Below are 18,321 nucleotides of genomic sequence, written 5' to 3' on the forward strand. Positions count from 1 at the left end.
TGAAATCGAGCTTTCGATTGAACGATCGGTTTTTCATTATTAATTATTAATTGTTAATTATCAATTGTTAATTATCAATTATCAATTGTCAATTATCAATTGTCTAACTCTCCTCCATCCTATCCCGATAATAATTATACGTCTCAAGTTGCGCGCGGAACACAGGATTCTCGCCTCTCGGACGATAAATATTGTCAAGCTTTTCCGAATGAAGTCGCGCTTTCACGTTTCCTTTCCAACCGACTTCGAACGTCTCGATGAGTTCGGTTTTGATCTCCTCGTCGTAAATCGGGCAGGTCACTTCTACCCTTGCGTCGAGGTTGCGTCGCATGAGATCGGCTGACCCGATATAGATTTCCGGTCGGTCGTCGTTACAGAAAATGAATACGCGCGAATGTTCCAGGTAATTGTCGACGATACTGATCGCCTCGATATTCTCGCTCATACCGGGAACTCCTGGAATCAACGCGCAAATACCGCGGATCTGCAGTCGGATCTTGACGCCGTTCTGGCTCGCGTCGTACAATTTGTCGATCATCTGATAATCGGACAAGCTGTTCATCTTCATATTGATATAGGCAGGACGACCCAAATTCGCGTTCAATATCTCTCGATCGATGAGCTTCACGAACTTGGCGCGCGTGTAATGAGGTGAAACGATCAGGTGCTTGTATCGGTGCAGACGGTAGTTGACCTCGAAAAAGTCGAACACCTTCGAGACTTCTTTTAAGATTTGCTGATGGCTCGTGAACAGCGTGATGTCGGTGTAAAATCGCGCGGTCTGTTCATTGAAATTCCCGGTCGAGATAAAGCCGTACCGTTTCAGTTTTCCTTTCTCGATGCGTTCGACGACACAGATCTTGCTGTGGACTTTCAATCCTTTGATACCGAAAATGAGGTTGATGCCTTCAGTCTGCATCTGCTCGGCGTACGAGATATTGCTGGCTTCGTCGAACCGCGCCTGCAACTCGATCTGCACCGTGACTTTCTTGCCGTTCTTGGCCGCATTCACGAGCGAGCTGATGATCTGGGAATTCGTCGCCAATCTATATAAGGTAATCTTGATCGTCGTTACATTCGGGTCCAAAGCCGCTTCACGCAGGAATTTGATCAGGTACGAAAACGACTGGTAAGGCGCATAAATCATGTAATCCTTGTGCGCGATCTTATTGAGCACGCTTCCGTCGAGGCTCAAACTGTTTACGGGCAAAGGCGCCTTTTGGGTGTACAGCAAATCGAATCGGCCGAGGTTCGGAAAATCCATGTAATCGCGTCGGTTATGGTAACGCCCGCCCGGGATTATACTGTCGGACGAGTCGATTTCGAGATGCGTCAAAAAGAATTTGAGCGTGTCTTTTCCGATCGATTGGTCGTATACGAAACGCACGGGCTCGCCAATGCGCCTTTCCTTGACCGAGGTCGCGATCTTCTCGAGCATCGATTTGCTTTGGTCAGAATCGATGTCGAGTTCGGCGTCGCGTGTAATCTTTATCATGTGCGCCTTGACGCTTTTGTAGTCGAATATATTGAAGATGCTGTCGAGGTTGTAACGGATCACGTCGTCAAGCAACATCACGTATTGCTTGCCATCTTCAGACGGAAGCACCACGAAACGGTTGATTGTCTTGGGCATTTCGATGATCGCGTACCGAACTTCGCGCTTGACCTGTTTGACGAGGTTGAGCAACGGATTCTTGTCGGCAGGCGAATTGAGTACGAGTTTCACGGCGAGATAACCGGCCGTATCTTTCAATAATGGAAATTCGGCGAGGTCGTTGAGGATGATCGTGACCAAAGCCGGACTAACCTTTTGGATAAAGAAATCCTTGATGAAGCTTTCCTGGGTTTTCGTGACTTCCTTTTCGTTGACCATGAAGATGTTTTCCTTGGCCAATTGCGTTTCGATCACGTTTAATATACGAAGGCTTTCCGATTGTTGTCGGATCACGATCTCAGTAATTTCCTTCACGAGTTGTTGGGCCGAAACGCCTCCGAGCAATTTCTCGCCCGTCTCGCCTGAAAGCGCCAAACGCCTGATCGCTGCGAAGCGAACACGGAAAAATTCATCGAAATTGTTTGAAAAAATCCCTAAGAAACGAAGCCGTTCGAGCAATGGTACGGTCTCGTCACCGGCTTCCTGTAAAACCCTGGCGTTGAAGGCCAGCCAACTTTTTTCTCTGTCTATGTACCTATATTGGTCTGCGTTCATTCTTTAGATCTCTTGGAAAAATCACCTTTCGCGTGCGTCCTTTGCCGATGCCGCTCCAGTTGTTTGCATCAAAAGTAAGCGAGACGACGCCTGAAGTGGTGACATTGTCGATAAAAATATCCCCAAATTTATTGACAAAATTCGTAATCGCCTCATTGTGCCCGAAAAGAATAACATTATCGTAATCGTCGCTGCACGAGCGCACGGTTTTTTCGAGTTGTCGTTCGTCGAAAGTGTAGAGATCGTCTTTGTATACGATGCTTTCGACGGGGTAGGAAATGTTCTGCGCGAAGATCATCGCCGTCTCGGACGCGCGTTTGGCGGGACTGCTCCAGATCATGAATGTCTTGGGAAGTGAGTCGTTCATGTTCGATGAAACCAAGTGGGCATCTTGGATTCCGCGGTTCTGCAATGGTCGGTCAAAATCGCGCAAAGGTGCGTCCCAGCTTGATTTGGCGTGTCGGACGATGATTAGGTTTTTCATGATCGCGTAGGTTTTAGTCTGCTTCAAGTTAAGCAAAATTCGAACTCGCCCTTTATTTTTTTTCATTTATTTAATACGCGATAGTTGCGATATTACAGTTAAGAACTCGGACAGGGAATGATCGCAAAACGCATTTTTCTGCACTTCGTCGGTAAATGAAAATGTACGCGATCGACAAAAAACACATAAATTCGCCGACTAACTTTTTTTTTGGTTTGTTAACATTTGTTCCAATGTTATCAACAAATTACTGTTTATATCCATTTGTAGTAATTAGGCTACAGTATGTGTTAAATAGCGTACTTTATCTATAAAATAATGCACTTTGTCGATATTTTTCTTTGCCGATAAAAATAACCTTCCTATTTTCGACCCATAAAATCATAACTAATTCGTAAAATAGATAAAAATGAGGCGCAAAAAAACGTCAAAAACTAGTAAGGAAATATGTACAAAAGATTGAGTTGGGGATCAAAAGTACCACTCAAAATGAGTTAAAAAATGTTACTGAACGAGTTTTCGGGTTGTTGGTAGACTAAATGAAGCAATATTGGAAGCAGTATATAATTTAGCCACCGGTTAATTTCAGGCATTGTGCTTGGCTGCGACCGAAACAATGAATTAAAGCATTTTTTAAATCATGAATAAAAAGATCCCAATCAGAGTAATTAACCGAACAGACATTTTCTTACTGTCTGAAAAACAAACCCAATCTATGATGAGAAATCTACTTCTCCTTTTGGTTTTTGTCTTTTCTGCGATGGACATCTCAGCACAAGCCGCGCGCGGCACGAGAACCAATTCCCAGAACGAGGCAACGAGTCAGCCCATAGTGCACGTAGACCAGTTCATTGCCGCCCTGCGCGGTTCCGGACAAACGCGTAGCGCTGCCAATACGCCTTTGCGCGTGGAAAGCCTGATCAATGACGTGCAATCGTCCTCTTATGTCGAGAACGAAACCGTAAAAACTTACGGCGACAATCCGGTATGCGTGTTTACAGACGCGGCATCTTTTGCCAACCTGGTAAGCCTGAACTTTCCGAAACGCGATGTCGAGCTTATCACCGTGAAGTTAAAAAGCCAACGCGATCTGTCAGGTCTTGACTTTTCGACTCTTTCGGTTTTCCCGAATTTGAAGTACGTGTATTTGATATCCGAAGTCGCTACGACTGAACGCGATATCGTGAACGTGGTACGCAACAACGATCCTAAGGTGAGTGTATTCTATAACCTCGCCAGAACCAAGTAAGCGGCCATATTTAAAAGATAGTGATTATGAAAAATATATACTTCAAGTCAAACATTGCGACCCCAAAATTCCTGATACTGTTGTTCACGGTATTGCTTGGCTTCTCTTTTGCCGCCAGCGCCCAGGTTCGTGTGCCGTTCACCCAACGCACGTCGCAATACACTCCTACGAAGAAGATCTACAACATCAAAGGTGATTTCTCCATGTTGGGAAATACCAACCTTACGTTGCAGAATTACGGCGTAACGACCGAGAACGGTTACAACAACATGGTATATGTCGATGTTGATGCAGCCGGACTTACAGGTCTTGGTGGAACGCCGACGTTCAACTCGTCGACAGCTACTTTGACGCTTTCGACCGAGAACGGTGCGGTGCCTTCATGTTCAAACATCATCTACGCCGGTCTTTACTGGACGGGACGCGCCGGAAACAGCTCGCCGAACAATACCACGTTCAACGTTACCAAAAACGGTGTGACGAAGAATTTTAGCAAAAGAAAAATCCAGTTCAAAGGACCTGGAGCTACAGCGTACACCGAATTTACGGCAAGCCCGCAAGACATTTACTATCCTACCAACCAGGATGAGCTTATGTACTCGGCGTATACTGAAGTTACGGATTACGTCAAAACCCATGGAGTTGGAGCTTACACGGCTGCCGACATCGCGCTTATCGAAGGAAACGGCGGCGGTACGGGCTACTACGGTGGTTGGGGAATGGTCATCATATACGAAAACTCTAAAATGCGTTACCGCGATGTGACTCTTTTTGACGGACACGCTTTCGTTATCAGTGGCAATGCGAGCAACAACCTTCCTATCTCAGGTTTCAATACCGTTCAATCGGGTCCAGTAGGGATCAAATTGGGTATGATCGCGGGTGAAGGTGATAATGGTATTACAGGTGACTACTTCCAGATCCAACGTCAGGACAACAACACTTGGCAGAGTTTAAGCCATTCGGCGAACAGCCCGACTAACTTCTTCAACTCAAGCATTCAGACACCGGGAGCGCGAACGCCCAACTTGGTCAACAACTCCGGTCTCGATATAAGCATGTTTACGCTTCCCAATACCAATAACGGTATTATAACGAACAACCAGACTTCCACTACGTTCAGATACGGTTCCACACAGGATACATATTGTATTTTTGCTATCGCAATGTCGGTTGACGCCTATATCCCAGAGGTCGAAGGCGATCTTGCGGCAATTAGCATCAATGGTTCTCCGGTACCGGGCGTTGGCCCTTACACGGCACTTCCGGGCCAGGAAATGGAATTCAAGATAAAAGTCCGCAACCGCGGAACTGAGGCGATCAACAATTCTAAGATCGTTATTCCGATTCCATACAACACAGTATATGTACCGAACAGTGCTGTCAGAAACGTTTATTTTACACCTTCACCAACTCCTAATGCGCTTACGTACAATCCGGCTTTGGGTTCGAACGGATCGGTCGTTTGGGACATCGGCACTTTGCCGGTTCCTGCAACAGGTCCTGATACGATACTCGGCGATTTGACTTTCAAGGTTACTGCAACCACTGATTGCGAATTGCTTAAGAATGCCAACTGTAACAACGTAGTCGCCGTAAATGGTGTCTTGAGCGGTGTCGGTGCGATCACGGGAATTGTCGTGAGCGAAAAAGACCTTATCCAAGGTTTTACGAGCAACGGAACTTGTCAGGGCGACCCGATCGCTGCTCCATTGCTCGTCAACATCAACGCTACCGAGTATGTGAACGCGAACTGTCAATCGACTCCTCCGATCACTGCCTTTACGTTTTGTAGTACAGGTGCTTCTATTCCGATCACTCAGGTGTCAGGAAGTTTCCCTAACGGATCGACTTTCTACAACCAATATCCGGTGACGCCAAGTGCAATCCAATACACGATCAACAACCCGTTCCCTGCAACTCTTGGTACGATTACGTACTACGCGGTGCCACCGGGAGCGTTGCAAGGTTGTTACTTCCAGTTTACGATCACGGTAACTTCAATCAATTCGACTCCGACAGTTCCTGCAAACCTTACATATTGTCAAGGTGCGACGGCTGCTCCGATTGTTGCTACGCCATCGAACCCGAACTACACCGTATATTATTATACGTCTCCAACGGGCGCTCCGCAAGTATCGATCACACCATCGACCGCCACTGTAGGAACGACTACTTATTATGCTGCCGAAGCTGCAGGACCAAACTGTATCGGGCCGAAAGTGCCGATCTTGGTTTCAGTTTATGCAAGCCCGATCGTAACCGCTCCAGCCGCGCTTAACCTTAACGGTTGCGGAACGAGTGCCATTACGGGTCTTCCATACAGCTCGACTCCGGTTGCCATCACACTGGCTCAATTTACAGCTGCCGGCGGTTCAATTTCGAATGCAAGCCAAATCGGAAACTATACCATTACGTATTTCGATTCGACTTCAGGAACTTGTCCTGCGGTAGTTACACGTACGTTCCAAGTAGTGAACATTTGTGGAACCATTACCGTAACACAACCGATCAACGTACTTGACAACGTGCCACCGGTACTCGCCGGTTTGCCGACGACTCCAACTACGATCAGCTGTCCTGCCACGCCAAACTGGGTTACACCGACGGCTTCTGACAACTGTGGCGCTACTGTAACGCTTACGTCTGCGGATGCTACGACTCCAGGTGCTTGCGCCGGTTCGTACACGATCGTTCGTACTTGGACGGCTACAGATGCTTGTGGAAACACGGCTACAGGAACGCAAACATTTATCGTGACCGACATCATCGCTCCGGTAATCGCTGCGTTGCCTGCCCCATCAACAATATCTTGTCCTGCGACGCCATCATTCGCTCAGGCTACTGCTACCGATTCTTGTGGAAGCGCGGTGACTTTGAATTTCGTTGACGTTCAAACTGCGGGATCATGCCCATCGAACTACACTATCGTTCGCACATGGACTGCATCGGACGCTTGTGGAAACGCATCGACTGCTACACAATCGATCACGGTCCAGGATGTAACGGCTCCGGTAATTTCTACCCAAGCTCAAAATATCACTGTCCAATGTGGTGCCGGAAACCAGGCTTCACTCAACGCATGGCTCGCTTCTAATGGAGGCGCTGTTGCTGCCGACGCCTGTTCTGCCGTAACTTGGACAAATAACTTCACTGCCGCTCCAACAGGATGTTCAGGTGCCGTAACGGTAATCTTTACCGCGACTGACGCTTGTGGAAACGCTTCGACTACTTCAGCTTCGTTCACGCTTCAGGATAATGTGGCTCCGGTCGCTCCGGCTGCTCCTGCCGATGTCGCGCTTACTTGTTCAGCTGACGTTCCTGCCAACATTTCATTGACTGCCCAAGACAACTGTGCGGGCGCCATCACTGTTCAAGGTGTTGACGTGACGACTCCGGGCACTTGCGCCGGGTCATTCACAATCGTCCGTACATGGACATTCACTGATGCTTGTGGCAACTCATCATCGGTTTCACAAAACATCGTAATTAAAGATATCGTCGCTCCGGTTATTCCTGCGGCTCCTGCAGACGTAACGGTTCAATGCGCTTCCCAGGTTCCTGCGAACGTGACGTTGACTGCTACCGACACTTGCCAAGGCCCGATCACGGCTCAAGGTGTAGACGTGACGACTCCCGGATCTTGTCCTAACTCGTTCGTAATCGTTCGTACCTGGACATTCACTGATGCTTGTGGAAACGCTGCATCGGTTTCTCAGACTATTACCGTTAACGATACTATCGCTCCTGTTGCTCCTGCCGCTCCTGCCGCAGTTGCCGTAGCTTGTGCTTCTTTGGTTCCTGCAAATGTCACGTTGACTGCACAGGATAACTGCGAAGGCGCCATCACTGCTCAGGGTGTCGATGTTACGACTCCGGGATCTTGTGCGAACTCGTTCACTATCGTTCGTACGTGGACTTTCGCTGATGCCTGTGGAAACACGTCATCGGTTTCACAAACGATCACCGTCAGCGATACTGTCGCGCCGGTCGCTCCTGCAGCTCCTGCAAACGTAACGGCTCAGTGTTCGGCTGACGTTCCTGCGAATGTGACATTGACTGCAACTGACAACTGTCAAGGTGCGATCACCGCTCAAGGTGTTGATGTAACGACTCCTGGTTCTTGCCCGAATTCATTCACTATCGTTCGTACTTGGACATTTGCTGATGCTTGTGGCAACACGTCATCGGTTTCTCAGACAATTTCAGTTAACGATAACGTAGCTCCGGTTGCTCCTGCAGCTCCGGCTAACGTAACGGCTCAGTGTTCGGCTGACGTTCCTGCGAATGTGACATTGACTGCACAGGACAACTGTTCGGGTGCGATCACTGCTCAAGGTGTTGACGTAACGACGCCTGGTACTTGTGCCGGATCGTTCACGATCGTCAGAACTTGGACATTTGCTGATGCTTGTGGAAACACGTCATCGGTTTCTCAGACAATTTCTGTAAACGATACGACTGCTCCGGTTGCACCTGCTGCTCCGGCTGCCGTAACCCTAGCTTGTGCCGGAGATGTTCCTGCAAACATAACCCTGACTGCTCAAGACAACTGCCAAGGCGCCATCACGGCTCAAGGTGTTGACGTGACGACTGCGGGTTCATGTGCGAACAGCTTCACGATCGTTCGTACCTGGACGTTCGCTGATGCTTGTGGAAACACATCATCGGTTTCACAAACTATTACTGTCAATGATACTGTAGCTCCGACAATCTCTGCATTGCCGGCCGCTTCTACGATCGACTGTCCTGCGACTCCATCGTTCGCTACGCCGACTGCCACCGACAACTGTCCTGGTACGGTGACGCTTACTTTTGCAGATGCCCAGACTCCTGGTGCTTGTGCGGGTGCTTACTCGATCACACGTACCTGGACGGCGACTGACGTTTGTGGAAACACTGCGACCGCTACTCAAACCATTACGGTTCAGGATATCACTGCTCCGGTCATCTCAACCCAAGCGCAAGATCTTGCCATCCAATGTGGTGCTGGAAATGCGAATGCTTTGAACGACTGGTTGGCTTCTAACGGAGGCGCTGCAGCTACCGACACGTGTTCGGCTGTAACCTGGACAAACAATTATGCAGGTATCGGAAACGACTGTACGGCTGCCGTGACTGTAATCTTTACAGCTACCGACGCTTGCGGAAACGCTTCGACCACTTCGGCTACTTTCACTGTCTCTGATTCTACTGCTCCGGTTGCACCTGCTGCTCCTGCTGCCGTAACAGTTCAATGTGCTGCCGACGTTCCTGCTAACGTAACGTTGACTGCTGTCGACAACTGCGCCGGAAACATCGCTGTTCAAGGTGTTGACGTAACGACTCCTGGTACTTGTGCCGGATCATACGTAATCGTTCGTACTTGGACATTCACCGATGCTTGTGCCAACTCGGTTTCAGTTACACAAACAATCACGGTGAACGACACGACTGCTCCGGTTGCTCCAACAGCTCCGGCTGCCGTAACTGTAGCTTGTGCTTCAGACGTTCCTGCTAACGTGACATTGACTGCAACTGACAACTGTCAAGGTGCGATCACTGCTCAAGGTGTTGACGTAACGACTCCGGGTTCTTGCCCGAATTCGTTCACTATAGTTCGTACTTGGACATTCACGGATTCATGTGGAAATGCATCATCGGTTTCTCAGACAATCACGGTAAACGATACGATCGCTCCGGTTGCTCCTGCAGCTCCTGCGAATGTAACGGCTCAGTGTTCATCTGAAGTTCCTGCGAATGTGACGTTGACTGCACAGGACAACTGTTCAGGTGCCATCACTGCTCAAGGTGTTGACGTAACGACTCCAGGTGCTTGCGCCGGAACGTTCACTATCGTACGTACTTGGACATTCACTGATGCGTGTAACAACTCGTCATCGGTTTCACAAACTATATCTGTAAACGACACTACTGCGCCAACTGCTCCAACGGCTCCGGCTGATGTGACTTTGGCTTGCGCCGGTGACGTTCCTGCTAACGTTACGTTGAGTGCAACCGACAATTGTGGTGAGGTAATCACTGCTCAGGGTGTCGATGTAACGACTCCGGGATCTTGTGCCAACAGCTTCGTAGTTGTTCGTACGTGGACTTTCGCTGATGCTTGTGGAAACACATCATCAGTATCCCAAACTATTACTGTAAACGATACTGTAGCTCCTGTGATCGATGCATTGCCTGCCACGTCGACAATCGACTGTCCTGCAACTCCTGCATTCGCACAAGCTACGGCTACTGACAACTGTGCCGGTGCCGTGACATTGACCTTCGTCGATGCCCAGACACCTGGAACATGCGCCGGTTCATATTCAATCGTTCGTACCTGGACTGCGACTGACGTTTGTGGAAACACTTCGACTGCTACGCAAACCATCAATGTACAAGACGTTACCGCTCCGGTTATCTCGACTCAGGCGCAAGACCTTGCCATCCAATGTGGAACAGGAAACGCGAATGCTTTGAACGACTGGTTGGCTTCTAACGGTGGTGCTTCGGCTACTGATACTTGTTCCGACGTAACTTGGACAAATAACTACGCCGGTATCGGAAACGACTGTACTGCTGCCGTGACTGTAATCTTTACAGCTACCGACGCTTGCGGAAACGCTTCGACCACATCGGCTACATTCACCGTATCTGACTCGACTGCGCCGGTTGCTCCTGAAGCTCCTGCTGCCGTGACTGTTCAGTGTTCGACTGATGTTCCTGCTAACGTAACGCTTACTGCTGTTGACAATTGCGCCGGAAACATCGCCGTTCAAGGTGTCGATGTGACTACGCCTGGTGCTTGCGCCGGATCATACGTAATCGTTCGTACATGGACATTCACCGACGCTTGTGCCAACTCGGTTTCAGTTTCACAAACAATCACCGTAAACGATACGACTGCGCCGGTTGCTCCACAAGCTCCTGCTGCCGTAACTTACGCTTGTGCCGGAGATGTTCCTGCAAGCGAGACATTGACTGCCCAAGACAACTGTCAAGGTGCGATCGCCGCTCAAGGTGTCGATGTAACGACTCCTGGTTCTTGCCCTAACTCATTCGTAATCGTAAGAACTTGGACATTCGCTGATTCATGTGGAAACACATCGTCGGTTTCTCAGACAATCACTGTAAACGACACGATCGCTCCGACGGCTCCAGCGGCTCCTGAGAACGTGACGGCTCAGTGTTCATCTGAAGTTCCTGCCAACGTTACATTGTCAGCGACTGACAACTGTGGCGACGTGATCACTGCTCAAGGTGTCGATGTAACGACTCCTGGTGCTTGCGCCGGAACGTTCACGATCGTACGTACTTGGACATTCACTGATGCTTGTGGAAACGCATCATCGGTTTCTCAGACAATATCAGTAAACGACACGACTGCTCCAACGGCTCCAACGGCTCCGGCTGATGTGACTGTTGCTTGCGCCGCTGACGTTCCAGCTAACGTAACATTGAGCGCAACCGACAACTGTGGTGAGGTAATCACTGCTCAAGGTGTCGATGTAACGACTGCTGGTACTTGTGCCAACAACTTCACGGTTGTTCGTACTTGGACATTCACCGATGCTTGCGGAAACGCCTCATCTGTATCTCAAACAATATCCGTAAACGATAACGTAGCTCCGGTAATTTCACAATTGCCTGCTGCTTCAACGATCGACTGTCCTGCAACTCCTGAGTTCGCTACGCCTACCGCTACTGACAATTGTATCGGTGAAGTGACGCTTACTTTTGAAGATGCCCAGACTGCCGGTGCTTGTGCAGGTGCTTACACTATCGTAAGAACTTGGACTGCGACCGACGTTTGTGGAAACACTTCGACCGCTACGCAAACAATCAACGTTCAGGACATCACTGCTCCTACTATCACGACTCAGGCGGCTAACCTTGCGATCCAATGTGGTGCAGGAAACGAGAACGCTTTGAACGACTGGTTGGCTTCAAATGGTGGTGCTGCCGCGACTGACACATGTTCAGCCGTAACCTGGACAAATAACTACGCTGGAATCGGAAACGACTGTACGGCTGCGGTAACTGTAATCTTTACAGCGACTGACGCTTGCGGAAACGCTTCGACTACATCGGCTACATTCACCGTATCGGATTCTACTGCACCGGTTGCTCCTGAAGCGCCTGCAGCCGTAACCGTACAATGTGCTACCGATGTTCCTGCAAACGTAACATTGACTGCGACCGACAACTGTGCCGGAACCATCACTGCTCAAGGTGTTGACGTGACTACGCCTGGTGCTTGCGCCGGATCGTACGTGATCGTCCGTACCTGGACATTCACTGATGCTTGCGCTAACTCGGTTTCAATTTCGCAAACAATTACCGTAAACGATACGACTGCTCCGGTTGCTCCTGAAGCGCCTGCAACGTTGACATTGGCTTGTGCTTCTGAAGTTCCTGCGAATGTAACATTGACCGCGACCGACAACTGCCAAGGTGCGATCACCGCCCAAGGTGTTGACGTAACGACCCCGGGTACGTGTGCCAACAGCTTCGTAATCGTTCGTACATGGACATTCACTGATGCTTGCGGAAACAGCTCGTCTGTATCTCAAACCATCAACGTGAACGACACTATCGCTCCGGTCGCTCCTGCTGCTCCGGCTGATTTCGCTGGCCAGTGTGCTGCCGAAGTTCCTGCCAACGTAACATTGAGCGCTACCGACAACTGTGGTGACGTGATCACTGCTCAAGGTGTCGATGTAACGACTGCAGGTTCTTGCCCGAACTCGTTCACTATCGTTCGTACTTGGACATTCACCGATGCTTGTGGAAACAGTTCATCTGTATCTCAAAACATCGTCATAAACGATACGACTGCTCCGGTTGCTCCTGCTGCTCCTGCCGATATCACGGCTCAGTGTTCAGCTGAGATTCCGGCTAACGTAACACTTACTGCGACTGACAACTGTGGAGAAACAATCTCTGCCCAAGGTGTCGACGTAACGACTCCAGGTGCTTGCGCCGGATCGTTCACGACAGTTAGGACTTGGACATTTACTGACGCTTGTGGAAACACATCATCGGTTTCTCAAACCATCTCGGTAAACGACACTACTGCTCCGGTTGCTCCTGCAGCTCCTGCCGATGTGACCGTAGCCTGTGGTTCTGAAGTTCCTGCCGCTCCTGTTTTGACTGCGACCGACAACTGCGACGCTACGCCGATCACTGCAACTGCTATTGAAGTATTGACGCCTGGTGCTTGTGCCAACACGTTCGTTATCGTTCGTACATGGACGTTCACTGACGCTTGTGGAAACAGTTCTTCTGTAACGCAAACGGTTAACGTGATCGACAACATCGCTCCGACATTCCTGGAAGCTGTTCCGGCTGACGTTACCGCTTCATGCGACGCCATTGCCGCTCCGGCTACATTGACTGCCGTTGACAACTGTCAAAACGCAACAGTTCCTGTAACGATGACCGAGACTACGACTCCAGGTGCATGCGCCGGTTCGTACACTTTGGTTCGCACTTGGACTGCAACCGATGCTTGTGGAAACGTAGCTACAGCTTCACAAACAATCACGGTTCAAGATACGACTGCTCCGGTATTCGTGGAAACGCTTCCTGACCTGGCGATCACTGCCGAGTGTGGATCGGTTCCTGCTCCTGCCGTACTTACTGCGACTGACAACTGTAACGCTGCCGGTGTAGCGGTTGTTTACGCTGAGACTTCGGTTCCTGGAACTTGTCCTGTAACTGAGATCATCACACGTACATGGACTGCGAATGACGGTTGTGGAAACATCGTTACGCATACACAAACAGTAACTGTTCAAGATACGACTGGCCCGGTTGCCGACGTAACACTTGATCCGGTTGTAAACGTAAGCTGTGCCGATGTTCCTCCAGTTCCTACATTGAACTTCAGCGATGCTTGTTCAGCGGTCGGTACTCCGGTATTTACCGAAGTGATCACTGAGCCTATCAACGGTAACTACAGCATCACTTGGACTTGGACGGTAGCCGACGCTTGTAACAACACGTCGACTTTCACTCAAGTAGTGAACGTAACCGTGAACGATGCGTTGATCGTCGTGACCAACCAACAGTGTAACGAAGATACGAGTGCGACTATCGATTTGGCCACGCTACTTCCTGCAGGAACTCCTGCCGGCGGAACATGGGTGAATGTCGATAACGTACCTGGACTTAACGGAACTGTGTTGACACCTTTCGGAACTGCAAATGGAATCTATAACGTTGACTATGTAATCGACGATGCGACTTGTCCTCGTACAGTGCGTATCGCCGTAGACATCAACGAGATCTATTGTGAGGTTGATCCAGCGTGTATCGTAACGATTCACAATGCGTTCTCACCGAACAACGACGGAATCAATGAGGTATTCTTTATCGAAAACTTCGGAGAGCCATGTATTCCATCAAACAGTGTTGAAATTTACAACCGTTGGGGTATATTAGTCTACGAAACCAAACAATACGACAACACCACAAGAGCATTCCGCGGTGTGTCTGAAGGAAGGGTTACCGTAAACAAAGCCGATGAATTGCCAACAGGAACCTACTTCTATATTATCCACTACACGGATAGTGATGGCAAGAATTACGATAAGGACGGATATTTATACCTTTCAAGATAAGAACTCAAATCTAACGCCCGGGGCGTAACAGTCCCGGGTAAAAAACAATAGACTAATGAAAACAAGAGTATTAATTTTCGTTTTGATGTTGACAGGTTGGGGCGCGGTTGCACAGCAGGATGCGCAGTTCACCCAGTACATGTACAACACGATCAACATCAACCCGGCCTACGCGGGTTCGAGAGGCGTGCTGAGCGTCTTCGGGATGTACCGCGCACAATGGATTGGGCTTGACGGAGCTCCTGAAACAGCGGCCGCATCATTGAATACGCCAATCGGCGAAAGCAATGTCGGTTTGGGACTTTCCCTGATCAATGATAAGATCGGACCAACGAACGAGACCTCGTTCTCAGCGGATTTCTCCTACACGATCCGCACTTCAGAGGAAGCGAAATTGTCATTCGGTATCAAAGGAACCGTAAACATGTTCAACCTCGACCGCAATAAATTGAATCCTGAAAACCAAAGTGATCCAAGCCTCATGGGCTTTGACAATAAGATCTCGCCTAACGTTGGTGCGGGTATTTACTGGCATACCGATAAATATTACGTAGGTTTGTCAGTACCGAACTTCATCCAGACAACGCGCTACAGCGACAACGATGTCTCGATCAACAAAGAGCGTATGAACTTTTACCTTATCGGAGGTTACGTTTTCGACCTGAGCCCGAACTTGAAATTCAAGCCGGCCGTGTTGACGAAAGCCGTAACAGGTGCTCCGCTTCAAGTCGACGTTTCGGCCAACTTCCTCATCAGCGAGAAATTCACGCTCGGAGGCGCTTACCGTTGGGACGCAGCCTGGAGTGCGATGGCAGGATTCCAGATCAGCCAGGGCTTGTTCCTAGGTTACGGTTACGACATGGAAACAACCGAACTTCGCAACTATAACTCAGGTTCACACGAGATTTTCTTGCGCTATGAATTCTTTAGCAACAAGAGCAAAATCATATCTCCACGCTTCTTCTAATATCAAACAGTCATGAAAAAAGTAATACTAAGCCTATTATTCAGTGCCCTGGCCATCACAACCTACGGCCAGACGGGCGGTCTCAGAAAGGCCGACAAGAACTATGACGGTTACGCGTATATAGATGCGATCAAAACCTATGAGCGCATAGCGGAGAAAGGATATAAAAATGCCGACTTGTTCAAAAAACTCGGTAACGCCTACTACTTCAATTCACAGTTCGACAAAGCCGTAAAATGGTACGACCAGCTTTTCGCAGCGACGAGCGACGTGGAGACCGAAGTCTATTACCGTTATTCACAATCGTTGAAAGCCGCCGGAAATTATGCGAAGGCTGACGAGATGATGAACAAATTCATCGAAAAGACTGAAGAAGATCTTCGCGGTAAAAAGTTCGCAGGCAACAAAGACTACATGAAAGTCATCGAAGCCAACTCAGGTCGCTACAATATCGGCGATGCTGGCGTGAACACCCAATACTCCGATTACGGAAGCGCGGTTTTCAAAAATCAATTGGTATTCGCTTCGGCTCGCGACACGGGATCTTTATTCCAACGCAAGCACAAATGGTCGGACCAGTATTTCACGAACATGTACGTCGCTGCTATTTCAGGTGATTCACTCGGGAAGGTCGACAAGTTCGCCAAGAACATCAATACGCGTTTCCACGAGGCGACTCCGGTTTTCTCAGCCGACGGAAAGACGATGTACTTTACACGCAACAATTTCAACGACGGCAAAAAAGGCAAGAACAGCTCGAAAATCACGTTGCTCAAGATCTACCGTGCTACCTTGGTCGTAAAAGACAGCGTCGACACTTGGGAAAACGTGACTGAACTTCCGTTCAACAGCAACGAATACAGCGTGGCTCACCCTGCGCTCAGCGCTGACGGAAAATGGTTGTATTTCGCTTCGGACATGCCGGGCGGAAAAGGCCAATCGGATTTGTGGAAAGTCGAGATCACGGGTGAAGGTTCGTACGGAGTTCCCGTCAACTTGGGCGACATGATCAACACGGAAGGTAAAGAAACGTTCCCGTTCGCAACCAACGAAAACGAATTGTATTTCGCTTCAGACGGTTATCCCGGATTGGGCGGTATGGACATTTATATGGCCAAGATCAACGATGACGCGACTTATAACGAACCGATCAACGTCGGAGCGCCTGCCAACTCGAAAATGGACGACTTCGCTTACATCATCGATACGAAAACCCGCAAAGGTTATTTGACGTCGAACCGAGAAGGCGGAAAAGGTCTTGACGATATCTACAAATTCCTTGAGACACGCAAACTGGTTTGTGAGCAGGAATTGTCGGGCATCGTAACCGATCTCAAGACGGGCGAAATCCTTCCGAACACGAAAGTGACCTTATTCGACGACAAGTTCAACAAGCTTGAAGAAGTGATGTCGGACGACAAAGGTTTCTACATCTTCAAGAAAGTGGAATGTGGAAAAGCGTATTATGTCCGTGCTGAGAAAGAAGATTACGAGACGAAGGAACAAAAAGTCACGATCTCCAAAGAAGAAGGCAAAACCGATCTTCCTATCCAACTCGAGAAGAAACTCAAACAAGTTGGCGTCGGGGATGACCTTGCCGACGTATTCGGAATCAACTACATCCTGTTCGACCTTGACAAATGGGATATCCGTCCCGATGCTGAAGTTGACATCGCGAAAGTACTCGACGTAATGAACCAATATCCGACGATGAAAATCGATGTCCGTTCACACACTGACTGTCGTGCATCTGACAAGTACAACCTCAAGTTGTCTGAGCGTCGTGCCAAATCGACACGTGACTGGCTCATTGCCCACGGAGTTGCCGCAGAACGCTTGACATCGAAAGGTTACGGTGAATCGCAATTGATCAACCAGTGTAAAGACGGTGTGAAATGTAGCGAGGAAGAACACCAGAAAAACCGTCGTAGCCAGTTTATCATCACTGCGCTTGACGCCGAATAACAAAACACCAAAATTGAATAGTGAGAAGCATCCGTTAACGCGGGTGCTTTTTTTTTTGGGGAAGAGTGCTGAAGTGCTGAAGTTAAATAAGAACTTGAAAATATTCGATAACGCCTCAGTTTTTTTTTGGGGATTGTCCCGGTAGAATCGGCCATTATCTATCCAAGTCGTTCTCTTTTTTTAGCCGCTAATCCGCGAATTGGTCCGCCGGTTAATCTGACGCTATGGTCACTTCAAAAAAAATAGAGTCATTTAAAATCCGAATTTGCCAAAACCAAAATTCATGAAATCTGTGGCCAGAAAAACTCCAAAATTCTTGCATTCGTGGCCAAAAAATATGGATAGCTATTTCCAAATCTAAATTGCCAAAACCAAAATCCGTGCGATTTCGCGAAGCGCAAATTCTCAAGGTCACCCAAAATCCGTGAAAATCCGTGCAATCCGTGGCCAAAAAAAATATCGCGAACTATTTCCTGATCCAAATTTTCTAAATTCAAAATCCGCGACACGAGCGAAGCAAACCGGCGAAGCAAAATTCACGCAGAGCACCACATCCAAAATTCGTGCATTCGTGGCTAAAAAGTACGGATAGCTATTTCAAAATCTCAACTGCCAAAACCAAAATCCGTAACATGAGCGAAGCGAACCAACTAAGCAAATTCCACACGAAGCGCAAATCCTCAACGTTATCCAAAAATTTGCGAAAATCCGTGTAATCCGTGGCCAAAAAAAAACACCAATTATTTCTAAATCCATTTATCTATATCGAACCAACAAAGCAAAATTCACACAGCGCACCACATCCAAAATTCGTGCATTCGTGGCTAAAAAATATGGATA

The 18,321-nt window shown here is 48.7% G+C and carries 6 protein-coding genes; 4 read left to right on the forward strand and 2 right to left on the reverse strand.

Features of this window, described 5'->3' with window-relative positions:
* Positions 1–103: 103 nt before the first annotated feature.
* Together ppk1 and EOO50_RS16605 are read right to left on the reverse strand one after the other, a co-directional pair.
* On the reverse strand, positions 104–2,209 hold the full coding sequence (gene ppk1, locus EOO50_RS16600; RefSeq protein ID WP_290841410.1) for a polyphosphate kinase 1: 2,106 nt from the start codon (positions 2,207–2,209) through the stop codon (positions 104–106).
* Positions 2,190–2,693: a histidine phosphatase family protein gene (locus EOO50_RS16605; RefSeq protein ID WP_290841411.1), complete on the reverse strand. Its 504-nt coding sequence runs from the start codon at positions 2,691–2,693 to the stop codon at positions 2,190–2,192. Before EOO50_RS16605 ends, ppk1 begins: the two co-directional genes overlap by 20 nt.
* Positions 2,694–3,411: 718 nt before the next feature.
* Here EOO50_RS16605 and EOO50_RS16610 point away from each other — a divergent pair.
* Genes EOO50_RS16610 through EOO50_RS16625 form a run of 4 tightly spaced genes read left to right on the forward strand, consistent with a single transcriptional unit; the run spans position 3,412 to position 17,481 of the window.
* Complete coding sequence (locus EOO50_RS16610; RefSeq protein ID WP_290841412.1) at positions 3,412–3,942, forward strand: hypothetical protein; 531 nt, start codon at positions 3,412–3,414, stop codon at positions 3,940–3,942.
* A 26-nt stretch (positions 3,943–3,968) separates the two neighbouring features.
* Complete coding sequence (locus EOO50_RS16615) at positions 3,969–14,549, forward strand: gliding motility-associated C-terminal domain-containing protein (protein WP_290841413.1); 10,581 nt, start codon at positions 3,969–3,971, stop codon at positions 14,547–14,549.
* A 55-nt stretch (positions 14,550–14,604) separates the two neighbouring features.
* Positions 14,605–15,516: a type IX secretion system membrane protein PorP/SprF gene (locus tag EOO50_RS16620; protein ID WP_290841414.1), complete on the forward strand. Its 912-nt coding sequence runs from the start codon at positions 14,605–14,607 to the stop codon at positions 15,514–15,516.
* A 12-nt stretch (positions 15,517–15,528) separates the two neighbouring features.
* Positions 15,529–17,481 carry an OmpA family protein gene (locus EOO50_RS16625; RefSeq protein WP_290841415.1) on the forward strand — a complete coding sequence of 651 codons (1,953 nt, stop codon included), beginning with the start codon at positions 15,529–15,531 and terminating at the stop codon, positions 17,479–17,481.
* Positions 17,482–18,321 lie beyond the last annotated feature (840 nt).

This window comes from Flavobacterium sp. (assembly GCF_004211145.1).
In the GTDB taxonomy this organism is placed as follows: Bacteria; Bacteroidota; Bacteroidia; order Flavobacteriales; family Flavobacteriaceae; genus Flavobacterium.

Excerpts from the sequence above, each read along its gene's own strand:
- EOO50_RS16610 (WP_290841412.1), top strand. The coding sequence starts at position 3,412 with ATGAGAAATCTACTTCTCCTTTTGGTTTTTGTCTTTTCTGCGATGGAC.
- ppk1 (WP_290841410.1), bottom strand. The coding sequence starts at position 2,209 with ATGAACGCAGACCAATATAGGTACATAGACAGAGAAAAAAGTTGGCTG.
- EOO50_RS16605 (WP_290841411.1), bottom strand. The coding sequence starts at position 2,693 with ATGAAAAACCTAATCATCGTCCGACACGCCAAATCAAGCTGGGACGCA.
- EOO50_RS16625 (WP_290841415.1), top strand. The coding sequence starts at position 15,529 with ATGAAAAAAGTAATACTAAGCCTATTATTCAGTGCCCTGGCCATCACA.
- EOO50_RS16615 (WP_290841413.1), top strand. The coding sequence starts at position 3,969 with ATGAAAAATATATACTTCAAGTCAAACATTGCGACCCCAAAATTCCTG.
- EOO50_RS16620 (WP_290841414.1), top strand. The coding sequence starts at position 14,605 with ATGAAAACAAGAGTATTAATTTTCGTTTTGATGTTGACAGGTTGGGGC.